This is a genomic window from Streptomyces sp. NPDC053750 (genome assembly GCF_044544295.1).
Lineage (GTDB): Bacteria > Actinomycetota > Actinomycetes > Streptomycetales > Streptomycetaceae > Streptomyces.
The window spans coordinates 479,678-494,774 of the sequence record NZ_JBITXB010000006.1 but is presented as its reverse complement, the minus strand read 5'-3'; the positions used below and the strand labels follow the sequence as shown (position 1 = coordinate 494,774).

The window sequence follows — 15,097 nt, the reverse complement described above, 5'->3', positions numbered from 1 at the left end:
AATCAGGAGAAAAGCGAGAAGCCTCGCCAGGTGTTCCTGGCGAGGCTTCTGCGGTTCTTGACGGCAACGCTGACGGCAACGTCAGCGGACGACGGCTGCGGCGGATGGGTCTTCGGGTTCGTCGTCGTCCTGGCCGAGGGTGTCGATGGCTTGGCGCTGGAGGCGGAGTCGGACGTGGGCGTAGACGCCGGCGGTGACGCCGATGTGGGCGTGGCCGAGGAGTTCCTTGATCACGACGAGGTCGACGCCCTGTTCCAGGAGCAGGGTCGCGGTCGAGTGCCGGAGATCGTGAAAGCGGATGCGGCGGAGCCCTGCCCGGCTGAGGAGTCGGCCGAAGCGGCGGGTGAGATTGGTGGGGTCGAGGGCGGTGCCCGTCAAGGTGTGGAAGACCAGCCCGCTGTCCGTCCAGTTGGTTCCGGCGTCCTGGCGTTCTTCCTGCTGGCGTTCCCGGTGACTCTTGAGGGAATGGACGCACTCGGTCGGGAGGGCGATGCGGCGTTCGGAGGCTCGCGTCTTGGTGTGCAAGGTGGTCAGGCCGCCGGTGCGGGTGCGCTGGAGAGAGGGCGGGGTTGATGTTGGTGAGCTAGCAGCCCGTCACGGTGTGAGTCGCTATACCATCACCGATAGATGGCGTTATTGGTGAACAGAGCTGCCGCTCAATGTTCCCTTCTGTGATCTGCGGCCTCCTCGGCTTGTGTCGAGGAGGCCTCAACGGCGTCTGACGGCAGTAGTTGACGCAGTTGCAACGTCAGCGGACGAGGACGGTGCAAGGTGGTGGTTCGACGCCCTTGGAGCTGGCCGTCTCGGTGATCCCACCACTGCTGAGTGTGGGGCTGCGAGTGCCGTGGGCGCTTCGCTGGAGGTCGAGTCGGACGTGGGCATAGGCGGCTGCGGTGACGCTGATGTGGGCGTGCCCGCCCGGAATCCCAGTGTGACCTCGTCAGGCGGTACCCGGCGAGCCTACGAGGGTTACCTCTGCTGACGCCGCCCACTGATCAAGGGACGCGACCGTTACTGCCACGGTGCGCGTGGGGCGGTCGTTGCGTGGTACCCGTAGGTTCAAGGACGGGTGCCGTCGAGTGGTGGGACCGCTTGCGGTGGATCTCTCATGATCGGCTCGGTCGGAAAGGCGGGCGAGTTTACCCAAGCGAGTCGACAGCTATGCGTAGGGCGGCCTAGTTTTCTTCCCCTAACGGGCTGAATTTTTGTTGATCGTGGGTCAACCGGCCGGTCGGGCGCCCTACTCTTCAGAGGGTGAAAGCGTTGATGTCCCCAGAGTCCGAGGCCGACACTCCCGGTGAGACCGCGCTGCCCGGCGCATTGCCGGAGGCGCTGCGCGCCGAGCTCGTCGCCTTCCGTCGCGACCTGCACATGCACCCCGAGCTGGGCAACCAGGAGTTCCGCACCACCGCCGCGATCAAGGAACGGCTCGAGAAGGCCGGCCTCAGGCCGCGGGTGCTCCCCGTGGGGACCGGGCTCATCTGCGACATCGGCACCAACACCGAGTCGGGGCAGTGGACCGGCGGGCCGCGCATGCTCGCCCTGCGGGCCGACATCGACGCCCTGCCCATCCCGGACACCAAGAGCGAGTGCGCGTACCACTCGCGCGTGCCGGACCGCGCCCACGCCTGCGGGCACGACGTGCACACCACCGTCGTCCTCGGCACCGGACTCGTGCTCGCCGCCCTGCACGAGCAGGGCCTGCTGCCCCGCCCCGTGCGGCTGATCTTCCAGCCGGCGGAGGAGGTGCTGCCCGGCGGCGCCGCCGACGCCATCGAGGGCGGCGCGCTCGACGGGGTGCGCCGCATCCTGGCCGTGCACTGCGACCCCCGGGTGGACGCCGGGCGGATCGGCCTCAGGGTCGGTCCCATCACCTCCGCCTGCGACCGGCTGGAGATCGCCCTGAACGGGCCCGGCGGACACACCGCCCGCCCGCACCTCACCACCGACCTGGTCACCGCCACCGCCCGCGTGGTCACCGACGTGCCCTCGCTCGTCGCCCGGCGCGTGGACAGCCGCAGCGGCCTCGCCCTGACCTGGGGGCGGATCGAGTCCGGCCACGCCCCGAACGTCATCCCGCAGCACGCCGAACTCGCCGGGACCGTGCGCTGCCTCGACCTCGACGCCTGGCGGCAGGCGCCCGACCTGGTGGTCGCCGCCATCGACGAGATCGCCAACCTGTACCGGGCCAAGTCCGAGATCACCTACGTCCGCGGCGTGCCCCCGGTCGTCAACGAGGTCACCAGCACCGAACTGCTCCAGGCCGCCATGGTCGCCCGGCGCGGCACCGACGCCGTGGAGACCACCGAGCAGAGCCTCGGCGGCGAGGACTTCTCCTGGTACCTGGAGCAGGTGCCGGGCGCCATGGCCCGCCTCGGCGTCCGCCCGCCCGGCGAGCGCACCATCCGCGACCTGCACCAGGGCGACTTCGACGTGGACGAGCACGCCATCACCGTCGGCGTGGAGATGTTCACCGCGGCGGCGCTCATCGACGCCGTGTAGAAGCGGGTCTCGCCGGGGTTGCGGCCGCGGCGGGCCGGAGGCAGCCTGATGCCCAGGCGCACCAGGCTGCGCGGCACCCCCCGGGCACCCCATTCGCTCCCGTTCGGTCGGGTGGTTCACAGGGCCGTAACCGGCCTGCGGCACGAATGGGTAACGGCACCGCGGAACCCCGTTCCCAGGAGTTTCTACGCGCGTTAATCTGCGCCGAACCGAGCGCCCGCTGCGGGGCTTTGGAGAATGGGGAACTTCAGATGCGTCGGATATCGAGACTGACCCGTGCCGCGGTGGGGGTCGCGTCGCTCGCGCTCGCCGCCACGGCCTGCGGCAGCACCAGCGGCGAAAGCGGCGGCGACGGCAAGAAGGACGACAAGGGACTCGCCATCGCGTACGACATCGGCGGCAAGGGCGACCAGTCCTTCAACGACGCCGCGTACGCCGGTCTTGAGAGGGCGAAGAAGGAGTTCGGCTACGAGACCGCCGACATCGAGCCCACCGACGGCGAGACCGACGCCGACAAGGAGCAGCGCCTCACCTCGCTCGCGAAGCAGGGCTACAACCCTGTCATCGGCGTCGGCTACGCCTACGGCACGGCGATGAAGGCCGTCGCCGAGAAGTACCCGGACACCACCTTCGGCATCGTGGACTCCGTGGTCGAGGGCAAGAACGTCGCCTCCCTCGTCTTCGCCGAGAACGAGGCCTCCTACCTCGCGGGCGTCGCCGCGGCCAAGGCCACCAAGACCAACGTCGTCGGCTTCGTCGGCGGCGTCGACGTACCCCTGATCCACAAGTTCGAGGCCGGCTACAAGCAAGGCGTGCAGGACACCAACCCCAAGGTCAAGGTGATCCCGCAGTACCTGACGCAGACCGCGGAGGAGGGCGGCTTCTCCAGCCCGGACAAGGGCCGCGCCGCCGCCGAGGGCCAGATCGAGAAGAAGGCCGACGTCGTCTACCAGGCGGCCGGGCTGTCCGGCCAGGGCGTGATCGAGGCCGCCGCGAAGGCGAAGGTCTGGGCGATCGGTGTCGACTCCGACCAGTACCAGCAGGAAGCCCTCGCGAAGTACAAGGACTTCATCCTCACCTCCGCCCTCAAGGACATCAACGGCGCGGTGTACGCGCTGGCCAAGTCGGTCGAGGACGGGAAGCCGCTGACCGGCACCCAGACCTTCGACCTCAAGTCCAACGGTGTGGGCCTGTCCGAGGCCAACCCGAAGTACGCCGGGATCGCCGGCCTCACGGATGCCGTGGCCAAGGCCAAGGAGGGCATCACCTCCGGCTCCATCAAGGTCAAGACCGAGTAGGCGCAGAACCACACGAAGCGGGCGGGCGCCCCGAAGCGCCCGCCCGCTTCGGCATGCCCCGATCCGGCGCCCCGGCGTCACCCTCCGCCACCCTCCGTTTGCGTCCGGCAAGCCCCGCGCCCCCGTCCGCGCCCCCTTGCTCACGGCCGGATAACAAGAAGGACAGAAGGGGTTTTCAGGCAGGTCTACGCGCGTTAATCTGCGGCGAAGCCAGCGCCGAAGCCGAACCGTCCGGCGCTTTGTACGACAGGAGCACCAGACATGCGCCGGATTTCCCGGATCACGGTCGCAGGCGCAGCGACCGCCTCCCTGGCCCTCGCCCTCTCCGCCTGCGGCGGCACCTCGACCTCCTCCGGGTCGGAGTCCAAGGGCGACAAGGGTCTCGCCATCGCGTACGACGTCGGCGGCAAGGGCGACCAGTCCTTCAACGACGCGGCGTACGCGGGCCTGGAGCAGGCGAAGAAGGAGTTCAAGTACGAGACGGCCGACGTCGAGCCCACCGACGGCGAGACCGACGCCGACAAGGAGCAGCGCCTGGTCTCCCTGGCCAAGCAGGGCTACAACCCGGTCGTCGGTGTCGGCTACGCGTACGCCGCCGCGCTGAAGAGCGCCGCCGAGAAGTACCCGGACACCACCTTCGGCATCGTGGACGACGCCACGATCGAGGCGAAGAACGTCGCGGACCTGGTCTTCAACGAGGAGCAGGCCTCCTACCTCGCCGGCGTCGCCGCCGCCAAGAGCACCAAGACCAAGACGGTCGGCTTCGTGGGCGGCGTGGACATCCCGCTGATCCACAAGTTCCAGGCCGGCTTCGAGCAGGGCGTCAAGGACACCGACCCGAAGGTCAAGGTCATCTCGCAGTACCTCACGCAGACCGCGGAGGAGGGCGGCTTCTCCAGCCCCGACAAGGGCAAGACCGCCGCCGAGGGCCAGATCGAGAAGAAGGCCGACGTCGTCTACGCGGCAGCCGGTCTCTCCGGTCAGGGCGTCATCGAGGCCGCCGCCGCCAACAAGGTCTGGGCGATCGGCGTCGACTCCGACCAGTACAAGCAGGAAGCCCTCGCGAAGTACAAGGACTCCATCCTGACTTCGGCCACGAAGGACGTCGCGAAGGCCGTGTACAACCTTGCGAAGTCGGTCGAGGACGGCAAGCCCGAGACCGGTATCGTTCGGGGCGATCTGAAGTCCGGCGAGGTCGGCCTCTCGGTCTCCAACCCGAAGTTCGCGGACAACGCCGAGCTCCAGGCAGCCATCAAGACGGCCAAGGAGAAGATCGTCAGCGGCGAGATCAAGGTCAAGAGCAGCTGATCAGCTGAGCAGCAACACCTCGAACAGCGTGTAACCGCGCCGGCCCGGCCGCTCGGCGGGGTACGAGGGGAACGCCCCGCAGGTTCCCTTCGTACCCCGTCGTGTCGATGTGCCGCCGCTTTTAGATGCCGTAGGGGCGCTACGCGCGTAGACGGCCCCCGTCCCCAGGAGAGTGCGTCATCAACGCGTCCAGCAGCCCTCCGGCCGGAGCGGCGGTCAACGAATCGGTGACCGCCGTCGAACTCGCCGGGATCACCAAGCGTTTCCCGGGCGTCGTGGCCAACCACGACATCCACCTGACCGTCCGCAAGGGCACCGTCCACGCCCTCGTCGGCGAGAACGGGGCCGGCAAGTCGACCCTGATGAAGATCCTCTACGGCATGCAGAAGCCGGACGAGGGCACCATCACGATCGACGGCGAGCAGGTGAGCTTCTCCTCGCCCGCCGACGCCATCGTCCGCGGCATCGGCATGGTCCACCAGCACTTCATGCTCGCCGACAACCTCACGGTCCTCGAGAACGTGGTCCTCGGCAGCGAGAAGCTGTACGGCATCGGCGCCAAGGCCCGACGCAAGATCAAGGAGATCTCCGAGCGCTACGGCCTCGGCGTGGAGCCCGACCGCCTGGTCGAGGAGCTCGGCGTCGCCGCCCGCCAGCGCGTGGAGATCCTCAAGGTCCTCTACCGCGGCGCCCGCACGCTGATCCTCGACGAGCCGACGGCCGTCCTGGTGCCGCAGGAGGTGGACGCCCTCTTCGACAACCTGCGCGAGCTGAAGGCCGAGGGCCTGTCGGTCATCTTCATCTCCCACAAGCTCGGTGAGGTCCTCTCCGTCGCCGACGACATCACCGTCATACGGCGCGGCACGACGGTCGGCACGGCCGTCCCCGCCGAGACGACGCCGCGTCAGCTCGCCGAGCTGATGGTGGGCAGCGAGCTGCCGACGCCGGAGACCGCCGAGTCCACGGTCACCGACCGCCCGGTCCTCACCGTCGACACCCTGCGCCTGGTGGCGCCGGGCGGCAAGGCCCTGCTCGACGACGTCTCCTTCACCATCCACGCCGGCGAGGTCCTCGGCATCGCCGGCGTCGAGGGCAACGGCCAGACCGAACTGGTCGACGCGCTCATCGGCCTCAAGCACGCCGACTCCGGCACCATCCACTTCCTCGACCAGGACATCACCGCGCTGCCCACCCGCAAGCGCCGCGAGCAGGGCGTCGGCTACATCCCCGAGGACCGCCACCGCCACGGCCTGCTCCTGGAGGCCCCCCTCTGGGAGAACCGCATCCTCGGCCACGTCACCGAGAAGCCCAACAGCAAGGGCGTCTGGCTGGACCCGAAGGGCTCCCAGGAGGACACCCGCCGCATCGTCGAGACGTACGACGTCCGCACCCCCGGCATCGACGTCACCGCCGCCTCCCTCTCCGGCGGCAACCAGCAGAAGCTGATCGTCGGCCGCGAGATGAGCCACCAGCCGCGCTTCCTCATCGCCGCCCACCCCACCCGCGGTGTGGACGTCGGCGCGCAGGCCGCGATCTGGGACCACATCCGCGAGGCCCGCCGCGAGGGCCTGGCCGTGCTGCTGATCTCCGCCGACCTGGACGAGCTGATCGGCCTGTCCGACACCCTGCGGGTGATCTACGACGGCAAGCTGGTCGCGGACGCCGACCCGGCCACCATCACCCCCGAGGAACTGGGCTCGGCGATGACCGGCGCCGCCTCCGGACACCTCGAACACGAAGAGACCCGGGCCGACGGCGGCCAGGGTGCGGAAGACGAGGCCCGCTGATGAAGAAGTTCGACAAGGAGCGCGTGCTCCTCGCGGTGGCCGGACCGGTCATCGCGCTCGCCGTGGCCTTCGTGCTCAGCGCGATCGTCCTGATCGCCTCGGGCAAGAACCCGGTCGAACCGTTCGCCCTGATGTTCGAGCAGGCCGGTTTCTCCGACATCCAGGTCCTGATCATCAACCAGGCGTCGATGTACTACATCGCGGCCCTCGCGGTGGCCATCGGCTTCCGGATGAACCTGTTCAACATCGGCGTCGACGGCCAGTACCAGCTCGCCGCCATGATGGCCGCGATCGTCGGCGCCCACGCCGACCTCCCGGCGTTCCTCCAGATCCCGCTGCTGCTCCTGACCGCCGTGTGCACCGGCGCCTTCTGGTCCGGCATCGCCGGTGTCCTCAAGGTGACCCGCGGCGTCAGCGAGGTCGTCGCGACGATCATGCTCAACGCCATCGCCACCTCCGTCATCGGCTACCTGTGGCTGCCGGACGTCTTCGGCGTCAAGATCGGCAACAACAACACCACCGGCGAGATGCACGAGTCCGGCTGGATCCCCGGCATCGACATGGGCGCGGCCGGCGAGATCTACGGCCTGGTCGTCCTGGCCGTACTGCTCGGCATCGGCTACTGGGTCACACTCAACCGCACCCGCTTCGGCTTCGACCTGCGCGCCTCCGGTGCCTCCGAGTCCGCCGCCGCGGCCAGCGGTGTCGACCCCAAGCGCATGGTGCTCACCGCGATGCTGCTCTCCGGCGGCCTCGCCGGTCTCGCGGGCCTGCCGATCCTGCTCGGCGACACCCACACCTACAGCCTCAACTTCCCCACCGGCATCGGCTTCCTCGGCATCGGCATCGCCCTGCTCGGCCGCAACAGCCCCGTCGGCATCGCCTTCGCCGCCCTGCTGTGGGCCTGGCTCGACAAGGCCTCGCCCGAGCTGGACTTCCACGGCTACGACAAGGAGATCGCGGTCATCATGCAGGGCCTGATCGTCCTCTCGGTCGTCGTCTCCTACGAGGCCGTCCGTGAGTGGGGCCTGCGCCGCCAGCAGCGCCGGGTCGGCGCGGAGCTGGCCGCCGGTCACGTCCTGGGCGCCACCGACAACTCGAAGAAGGAGGTGGCCGGCCGATGACCGCTCCGACCACAGCGACCGACGTCAACCAGCCCTCGCTCCAGCCCGGGGCACCGACCGGCCGCCGCATGTCGCTGCCCGTCCTGATGCTGGTCATCGCCGGAGCCCTGGCACTGACCTCCCTCGTCCGCCTGATCACCGGCGCCGACGGCATCACCAACGTCAGCCAGATGTCCACCGCCCTCCAGCTCGCCGTGCCGATCGGCCTCGCCGGCCTCGGCGGTCTGTGGGCCGAGCGCGCGGGCGTCGTCAACATCGGCCTCGAGGGCATGATGATCCTCGGCACCTGGTTCGGTGCCTGGGCCGGCTTCCAGTGGGGCCCCTGGACCGGTGTCCTGGTCGGCATCATCGGCGGCGCGATCGGCGGCCTGCTGCACGCGATCGTGACGATCACCTTCAACGTCAACCACATCGTCTCCGGTGTGGCCCTCAACATCCTCGCCCTGGGCGCCACCCGCTACCTCGCCCCGCTCGCCTTCGAGGGCCACCAGGGCGGCTCGGCCAAGCAGTCCCCGCCGGTCGACTCCCTCGGCCACTTCACGGTACCGGGACTCTCCGACGGCCTGGTCAGCCTCAACGACAAGGGCTGGTTCCTGATCTCGGACATCGCCGGCCTGCTCGGCGGCCTGGTCACCAACGTGTCCTGGCTGACCCTGATCGCCGTCGCCCTGATCCCGGCCACCTGGTACATCCTGTGGCGCACCCCGTTCGGCCTGCGGCTGCGCTCCTGCGGCGAGAACCCGGTCGCCGCCGAGTCCCTCGGCGTCAACGTCTACAAGTACAAGTACCTGGCCGTGATCATCTCCGGCGGTCTGGCCGGCCTCGGCGGCGTCTTCCTCTCCATCGTGGCCAACCCCTTCTACCTGGAGGGCCAGACCAGCGGCCGCGGCTACATCGGCCTCGCGGCGATGATCTTCGGCAACTGGATGCCGGGCGGCCTCGCCGTCGGCGCCGGCCTCTTCGGCTACACCGACAGCCTCAACCTGCGCGGCGGCTCCGCCAACGTGCACGCCCTGCTGCTGCTCGGCGCGCTGCTGCTGGTCGCCGGCGCCATCTGGCTGGCGATCCGCAAGCAGTACGTCAAGGCCGCGGTCACGCTGGTCGTCGGCGCCCTGGTCTTCGCCTGGTACGCCGGCACCGACGACGTCCCCAACCAGGTCGTCTCCGCCACGCCGTACGTCGTCACCCTCGTCGTCCTCGCGCTGTCCGCACAGCGCCTGCGCATGCCGAAGGCGGACGGCATGCCGTACCGGAAGGGACAGGGCAAGTGACCGACGTCGACTGGGGCGCGCTGCGCACGGCGGCCCGGGAGGCGATGGCCCAGGCCTACGCCCCCTACTCCGGGTACGCCGTCGGCGCCGCCGCCCTGGTCGACGACGGCCGCACCGTCACCGGCTGCAACGTGGAGAACGCCAGCTACGGCATCGGCCTGTGCGCCGAGTGCGGGCTGGTCTCCCAGCTCCAGCTGACCGGCGGCGGCCGGCTGACGCACTTCGTCTGCGTCGACGGTCACGGCGAGGTCCTCGTCCCGTGCGGCCGCTGCCGGCAACTGCTGTACGAGTTCGGCGGCCCGGAGCTGCTGCTGGAGACCCCGGCGGGGATCGTCCCCCTCTCGGAGATGCTCCCGCAGGCCTTCGGCCCCGACCACCTCACCAAGTAAGGAAAGCCAGGTATGGCCATGGACGTCATCTCCGTCATCCGCACCAAGCGGGACCGCGGCGAGCTCAGCGGCGCGCAGATCGACTGGGTCATCGACGCCTACACGCGCGGCGAGGTGGCCGACGAGCAGATGTCGTCGCTCGCGATGGCGATCCTGCTCAACGGCATGAACCGCGGCGAGATCGCCCGCTGGACCGCCGCGATGATCGCCTCCGGCGAGCGCATGGACTTCTCGTCCCTGTCCCGCCCGACCGCCGACAAGCACTCCACGGGCGGCGTCGGCGACAAGATCACCCTGCCGCTCGCCCCGCTGGTCGCGGCCTGCGGCGCTGCCGTCCCGCAGCTCTCCGGCCGCGGCCTCGGCCACACCGGCGGCACCCTGGACAAGCTGGAGTCGATCCCGGGCTGGCGCGCGCTGCTCTCCAACGAGGAGATGCTGAACGTCCTGGACGGGGTCGGCGCGGTGATCTGCGCGGCCGGCGACGGCCTCGCCCCCGCCGACAAGAAGCTCTACGCCCTCCGGGACGTGACCGGCACGGTCGAGGCGATCCCGCTGATCGCGTCCTCCATCATGTCCAAGAAGATCGCCGAGGGCACCGGCTCCCTGGTGCTGGACGTGAAGGTCGGCAGCGGCGCCTTCATGAAGACGATCGAGGACGCCCGCGAGCTGGCCTCCACGATGGTCGGCCTCGGCACGGACCACGGCGTGAAGACGGTCGCGCTCCTCACGGACATGGCGACCCCCCTCGGCCTCACCGCCGGGAACGCCCTGGAGGTCCGCGAGTCGGTCGAGGTACTGGCGGGCGGCGGCCCGGCGGACGTGGTCGAGCTGACGCTGGCCCTGGCCCGCGAGATGCTCGACGCGGCGGGGCTGAAGGACGCCGACCCGGCGAAGGCCCTCGCCGACGGCTCCGCCATGGACGTGTGGCGCCGCATGATCGCGGCCCAGGGCGGCGACCCGGACGCGCCCCTGCCCACGTCGAAGGAGCAGCACGTGGTGAAGGCGGGCGCCTCCGGCGTCCTGACCCGCCTCGACGCCTACGACATCGGCGTCGCCGCCTGGCGCCTCGGCGCGGGCCGCGCCCGCAAGGAGGACCCGGTGCAGTCCGCCGCGGGCGTCGAACTCCACGCCAAGCCCGGCGACACGGTCACCGAGGGCCAGCCCCTCCTGACCCTCCACACGGACACCCCGGACCGCTTCGCGTACGCCCTCGATGCGGTGGAGGGCTCCTACGACGTCGCCCCGGCCGGCACGGACTTCACCGCCTCGCCGGTGGTGCTGGAGCGGATCGGCTGACGGGAGGCCTGCCTCCCGAGCGGAAGGGACCGGTGGCCTCCACCGGTCCCTTCCGGCGTCCGTGGCCGCCCAGGGCTGTCACCCCAACACCGCCGCCACCCCCACCAGCACCGGTACCGACACCACCGTCGACACCAGGATCGCGTCCCGCGCCAGCCGTTCGCCCACCCCGTACGTCGACGCGTACGTGTACAGGTTCTGTGCCGCGGGCAGTGCCGACGTCACCACCACGTCCAGAAGTTGCGCGCCCCGCAGTCCGAACACCCCGGACGCCAGCGCCCAGGCCACCGCCGGCTGGCCCACCGCCTTCAACGCCACCGCCAGCAGCACCGGCTGACGCTCCGAGCCCCGCAGGGGCATCGTGGAGCCGCACAGGGAGATGCCGAAGGCGAGCAGCACCGCGGGGACGGACATGTTGCCGATCAGGGTCAGCGGGTCCATGACCGGGTCCGGCACCCGCAGCCCGCTCGCGGCCACCGCGACACCGGCGAGTGAGCCGACGGCTATCGGATTGCGCAGCGGCGTCAGCAGCCGTCGCCACAGCGGGCCCTTCTCCTCCCCGCCCGACAGGTCGAGGATCGTCACCGCCACCGGCGTCACCAGCACCAGCTGGAAGAGAAGCACCGGCGCGACCAGCGACGCGTCACCCAGGACGTAGACGGCGATCGGGATCCCCAGGTTGCCGGAGTTGACGTACCCGGAGCACAGCGCGCCGATCGTCGTCCGGCCTACGCCCCAGCCCCGTACGGCACCCACCGCGACGAAGACCCCGGCCACCGCGACCGTGCTCAGCGCCGTCACCAGAAGCCGGCTGGAGAAGACCACCGACAGGTCGGCCCCCGCCAGCGTGGTGAACAGCAGGGCGGGAGAGGCCACGTGGAAGGCGAGCTTCGTCAGGACCTCGCGCCCCTGGGGCCCGAGGTGGCCGCGCAGGCCCAGCACATAGCCGACGCCGATGACGACCGCGATGACCGCGAAGCCGGTCAGCACCCCCTGCACGACGACGCCTCCTCGGCCGGCAGGCGAGGGGCGTCGGGCAGCGCGTCGGGACCAGGTGCATGGGGCATGCAGCCAACCCTCCGTGCTGGGCCGCACCAAGGTCAATGTGATCCCTGACGGCCCCCGCACCGATGAGTTCCGCCGACCCGCCCGGTCTACCGCACGTGGACGCCGTGACACCCGCCGTACTCGTGCTGCCGGGGCCCGTCTCCCGAGGGGAGACACCCCGGCTCTGCGACGAGGTGCGCGCGCTGATGGAAAGCACCCGGGCCGGGGTGGTCGTCTGTGACGTCGGCGGGCTGGGACCGCCGGGGCTCGCCGTCGTCGACCTGCTGGCCCGTCTGCAGCTCACCGCCAAGCGGGCCGGGGGCCGGATCCGGCTGCGCGATCCCGATCCCGCCCTACAGGCCCTCCTCGACCTCGTCGGTCTCCGCTTCGAGTCGGAGCGGCAGGTCGAACAGCGGGAACCACCGCTTGGTGTCGAGGAAGCAGTGGAACCCGGTGATGCGGCCGTCTGAGATCTCCAGCACCTGGACCGCCCACGGCGCGTACCCGCCCGCCTCCGGGTCCGGCTTGTAGTGCGCGAAGGCCGGCAGCCCGTTGGCCTCGACCGGCACCAGCCGCGAGTTGGCGCACGCGGCGCCGAGCGTCGTCATGAAACCGGTGATGTCCGCCGGACCGGCCAGCCAGAGGTCGAACGGCGGCATCGTCATGACGGCGTCCTCGTGCAGCAGCGCCGTCAGCGCCGTCATGTCGTAGCCCTCGAAGGCCGCGACGTAGCGCTCCAGGAGCTTCTGCTGCTCCTCGTCCAGCGGGTCGGACACCGCCGCGCCCTCGCCGCGCTCCTCCCGCTCGGCGAGGGTCGCGCGGGCGCGCTGCAGGGCGCTGTTGACCGATGCGACCGTGGTGCCGAGCAGCTCGGCGACCTCGCTCGCCTTCCAGGCCAGCACCTCGCGCAGGATCAGCACCGCCCGCTGCTTGGGCGGCAGCTGCTGCAGCGCGGCCATGAAGGCGAGCCGCACCGACTCCTTGGCGACCGCGGCCTCGGCCGGGTCCGCGGTCGTGGGCAGCACACGGGCGTCCGGCATGGGCTCCAGCCAGGTGTTGTCCGGGCGGGGGGACAGCGCGGCCTGGGCCAGCGGCGTCGAGGCGGTCAGATCCATCGGGCGGGCCCGCTTGTTGCCCGCGGTCAGCATGTCCAGACAGACGTTGGTCGCGATTCGGTAGAGCCAGGAGCGGAGGCTGGAACGGCCCTCGAACTTGTCGTAGCTCCGCCAGGCGCGGACCAGGGTGTCCTGGACCGCGTCCTCGGCCTCGAAGGAGGAACCGAGCATCCGGTAGCAGTACCCCGTCAGCTCGACCCGGTGCTTCTCCAGCGCGGCATCCAGCTCCGTCGTCACGGTGCCGTTGGTCATCGTCCACCCACCCCTGTGGCGTCCCGTCGTGCGCGTCTTCGCGCCTCGCACTTCGGAAGCTACCGCAGGGGACTGACAATGGCCCGTGCAGTCGGAAAAAGCGCAGCTCGGCGGACCCCGTCCCGGCCCGCACGGCCGCCCTCGGTCCTGCTCCCGCCGCCCCCAGCCGCGCCCGCACCCGCGCCGGCCTGCTCAGCCACACACCCGGACCCGGGGCCCGCTCGGCCGCACCCGGGCCCCGTGTTGGCCCGCGCGGTCGCCCTCGGGCCCGTGCCGGCCTGCTCAGCCACACACCCGGGCCGGCGCCGGCCGGCCCAGCCGCGCCCGCGCCGGCCCGCTCAGCCGCACGCCCGCCCCCGGCCCCGTGTTGGCCCGCTCGGCCGCCCTCAGGCCCCGGCCGGCAGGCTCCGGGCGGTGCGGCGTGCGGCCAGGGATCCGGAGACCGTGATCGTCACGACGCCCAGCACCGCCAGCAGGCCGACCCCGACCGTCCCGGCCCAGCCGCCGGAGTGGAAGGCCACCGCGCCGACCGTGCTGCCCGCGCTGGAGCCGATGTAGTAGGCGGACTGGTACAGGGCCGAGGCCTGCGCCCGGCCGTGCGTGGCCGTCCTGCTGACCGCCGAGGACGCCACCGCGTGCCCGGCGAAGAAGCCCGCCGTGATCAGCACCAGCCCCAGCAGGACCAGTGGGAGGGAGGGGGCGAGGGACAGCAGCAGCCCCGCCGCCGTCGTGCCGCCGCCCAGGTACAGCGCCCCGCGGCGGCCGAGCCGGCCCACCAGCCGGCCCGCCGTCGACGCCGAGACCGTGCCGACCAGGTACACCAGGAAGATCGAGCCGATGACGCCCTGCGGCAGCGAGAACGGCGCCTCCGTCAGGCGGTAGCCGATCACCGTGTAGACGCCGCCGAACACCGTCATGAACAGCGCGCCGATCGCGTACAGACGGCGCAGCAGCGGGTCGGCGAGGTGGTCGCGGACCGTGCGGGCCAGGACGCCCGGCCGCAGCGAGCCCGGCGTGAAGTGCTTCGGCGCCGGCAGCAGCATCCGGAAGGCCACCGCGCACGCCACCGCCACGGCACCGATCACGCCGACCGCGATCCGCCAGCCCCACTCCTGGGCGACCCAGCCGGTGATGACCCGGCCGCTCATCCCGCCGACGCTGTTGCCCGCCACGAACAGGCCGATCGCGGTGACCAGCGCCTTCGGCGTGACCTCCTCCGCGAGGTACGCCGTCGCCGACGCCGGCAGCCCGGCCAGCGCCGCGCCCTGCACCGCCCGCAGCGCGACGAGCGCCGGCAGCGAGGGGGCGAAGGGGACCAGCAGCCCGACGGTCACCGCGACCGCCAACGACGCCGTCATGACCGTACGCCGTCCGAAGCGCTCCGACAGTGCGCTCATCGGCAGCACGAACACCGCGAGGCCACCCGTCGCGGCGGCCACCGTCCAGCTCGCGTCGCTCGCCGTGACCCCCATGTCGCCGGAGATCAGCGGCAGCAGGGCCTGGGTGGAGTACAGCAGCGCGAAGGTCGCGACGCCCGCGAGGAACAGGGCGAGGCTCATCCGGCGGTAGCCGGGCCCGCCGGGGGCCATACGCGAGTCGGAGGCGCCCGGGGCGCCGGGAACGGAGACGGAAACGGCGGCGCCCACGGTCGTGGACGCCCCGGTATCGGCGGGAGTCATACCGTGACCGTACGGAGCCCGCGACTCAT

General features: G+C 71.0%; 12 protein-coding genes and 1 pseudogene. 9 read left to right on the top strand and 4 right to left on the bottom strand.

What is annotated here, in order from left to right:
- Positions 1-81: 81 nt before the first annotated feature.
- Positions 82-561 (bottom strand): annotated as a pseudogene (locus ACIGO6_RS20560) (tyrosine-type recombinase/integrase); the annotation flags it as partial.
- 705 nt (positions 562-1,266) lie between these two features.
- Between ACIGO6_RS20560 and ACIGO6_RS20555 the strand changes: the two are divergent.
- The 8 genes from ACIGO6_RS20555 (at position 1,267) to ACIGO6_RS20520 (ending at position 10,975) form a co-directional block, all read left to right on the top strand.
- The gene (locus tag ACIGO6_RS20555; RefSeq protein WP_399878116.1) at positions 1,267-2,502 is read left to right on the top strand and encodes a M20 family metallopeptidase; all 1,236 of its coding nucleotides are present in this window, start codon (positions 1,267-1,269) and stop codon (positions 2,500-2,502) included.
- A 251-nt stretch (positions 2,503-2,753) separates the two neighbouring features.
- Positions 2,754-3,800 carry a BMP family protein gene (locus tag ACIGO6_RS20550; protein WP_399878113.1) on the top strand — a complete coding sequence of 349 codons (1,047 nt, stop codon included), beginning with the start codon at positions 2,754-2,756 and terminating at the stop codon, positions 3,798-3,800.
- A 261-nt stretch (positions 3,801-4,061) separates the two neighbouring features.
- Positions 4,062-5,108: a BMP family protein gene (locus tag ACIGO6_RS20545; protein WP_399878110.1), complete on the top strand. Its 1,047-nt coding sequence runs from the start codon at positions 4,062-4,064 to the stop codon at positions 5,106-5,108.
- Between the two features lie 227 nt (positions 5,109-5,335).
- The gene (locus tag ACIGO6_RS20540) at positions 5,336-6,895 is read left to right on the top strand and encodes an ABC transporter ATP-binding protein (protein ID WP_399878107.1); all 1,560 of its coding nucleotides are present in this window, start codon (positions 5,336-5,338) and stop codon (positions 6,893-6,895) included.
- A complete protein-coding gene (locus ACIGO6_RS20535) occupies positions 6,895-8,019 on the top strand; it encodes an ABC transporter permease (RefSeq protein ID WP_399878104.1) in 1,125 nt (374 codons plus the stop codon). The genes ACIGO6_RS20540 and ACIGO6_RS20535 overlap by 1 nt, the downstream gene beginning before the upstream one ends.
- Positions 8,016-9,290: an ABC transporter permease gene (locus tag ACIGO6_RS20530; RefSeq protein WP_399878101.1), complete on the top strand. Its 1,275-nt coding sequence runs from the start codon at positions 8,016-8,018 to the stop codon at positions 9,288-9,290. Before ACIGO6_RS20535 ends, ACIGO6_RS20530 begins: the two co-directional genes overlap by 4 nt.
- Positions 9,287-9,679: a cytidine deaminase gene (locus ACIGO6_RS20525; protein WP_399878099.1), complete on the top strand. Its 393-nt coding sequence runs from the start codon at positions 9,287-9,289 to the stop codon at positions 9,677-9,679. The genes ACIGO6_RS20530 and ACIGO6_RS20525 overlap by 4 nt, the downstream gene beginning before the upstream one ends.
- A 12-nt stretch (positions 9,680-9,691) precedes the next feature.
- Entirely contained in the window at positions 9,692-10,975 is a 1,284-nt protein-coding gene (locus ACIGO6_RS20520) for a thymidine phosphorylase (protein ID WP_399878096.1), read from the top strand.
- 78 nt (positions 10,976-11,053) lie between these two features.
- Here ACIGO6_RS20520 and ACIGO6_RS20515 read toward each other — a convergent pair whose 3' ends face one another.
- Positions 11,054-11,974, bottom strand: coding sequence for an AEC family transporter (locus ACIGO6_RS20515; RefSeq protein WP_399878093.1), 921 nt, complete (start codon positions 11,972-11,974; stop codon positions 11,054-11,056).
- 131 nt (positions 11,975-12,105) lie between these two features.
- Between ACIGO6_RS20515 and ACIGO6_RS20510 the strand changes: the two genes are divergently transcribed.
- Positions 12,106-12,492, top strand: coding sequence for an STAS domain-containing protein (locus ACIGO6_RS20510; protein WP_399878090.1), 387 nt, complete (start codon positions 12,106-12,108; stop codon positions 12,490-12,492).
- On the opposite strand, the gene ACIGO6_RS20505 is transcribed toward ACIGO6_RS20510, so the two are convergent.
- A complete protein-coding gene (locus tag ACIGO6_RS20505) occupies positions 12,376-13,389 on the bottom strand; it encodes a sigma-70 family RNA polymerase sigma factor (RefSeq protein WP_399878087.1) in 1,014 nt (337 codons plus the stop codon). The two genes, ACIGO6_RS20510 and ACIGO6_RS20505, sit on opposite strands and share 117 nt — an antisense overlap.
- Positions 13,390-13,775: 386 nt before the next feature.
- On the bottom strand, positions 13,776-15,068 hold the full coding sequence (locus tag ACIGO6_RS20500) for an MFS transporter (RefSeq protein WP_399878084.1): 1,293 nt from the start codon (positions 15,066-15,068) through the stop codon (positions 13,776-13,778).
- Positions 15,069-15,097 lie beyond the last annotated feature (29 nt).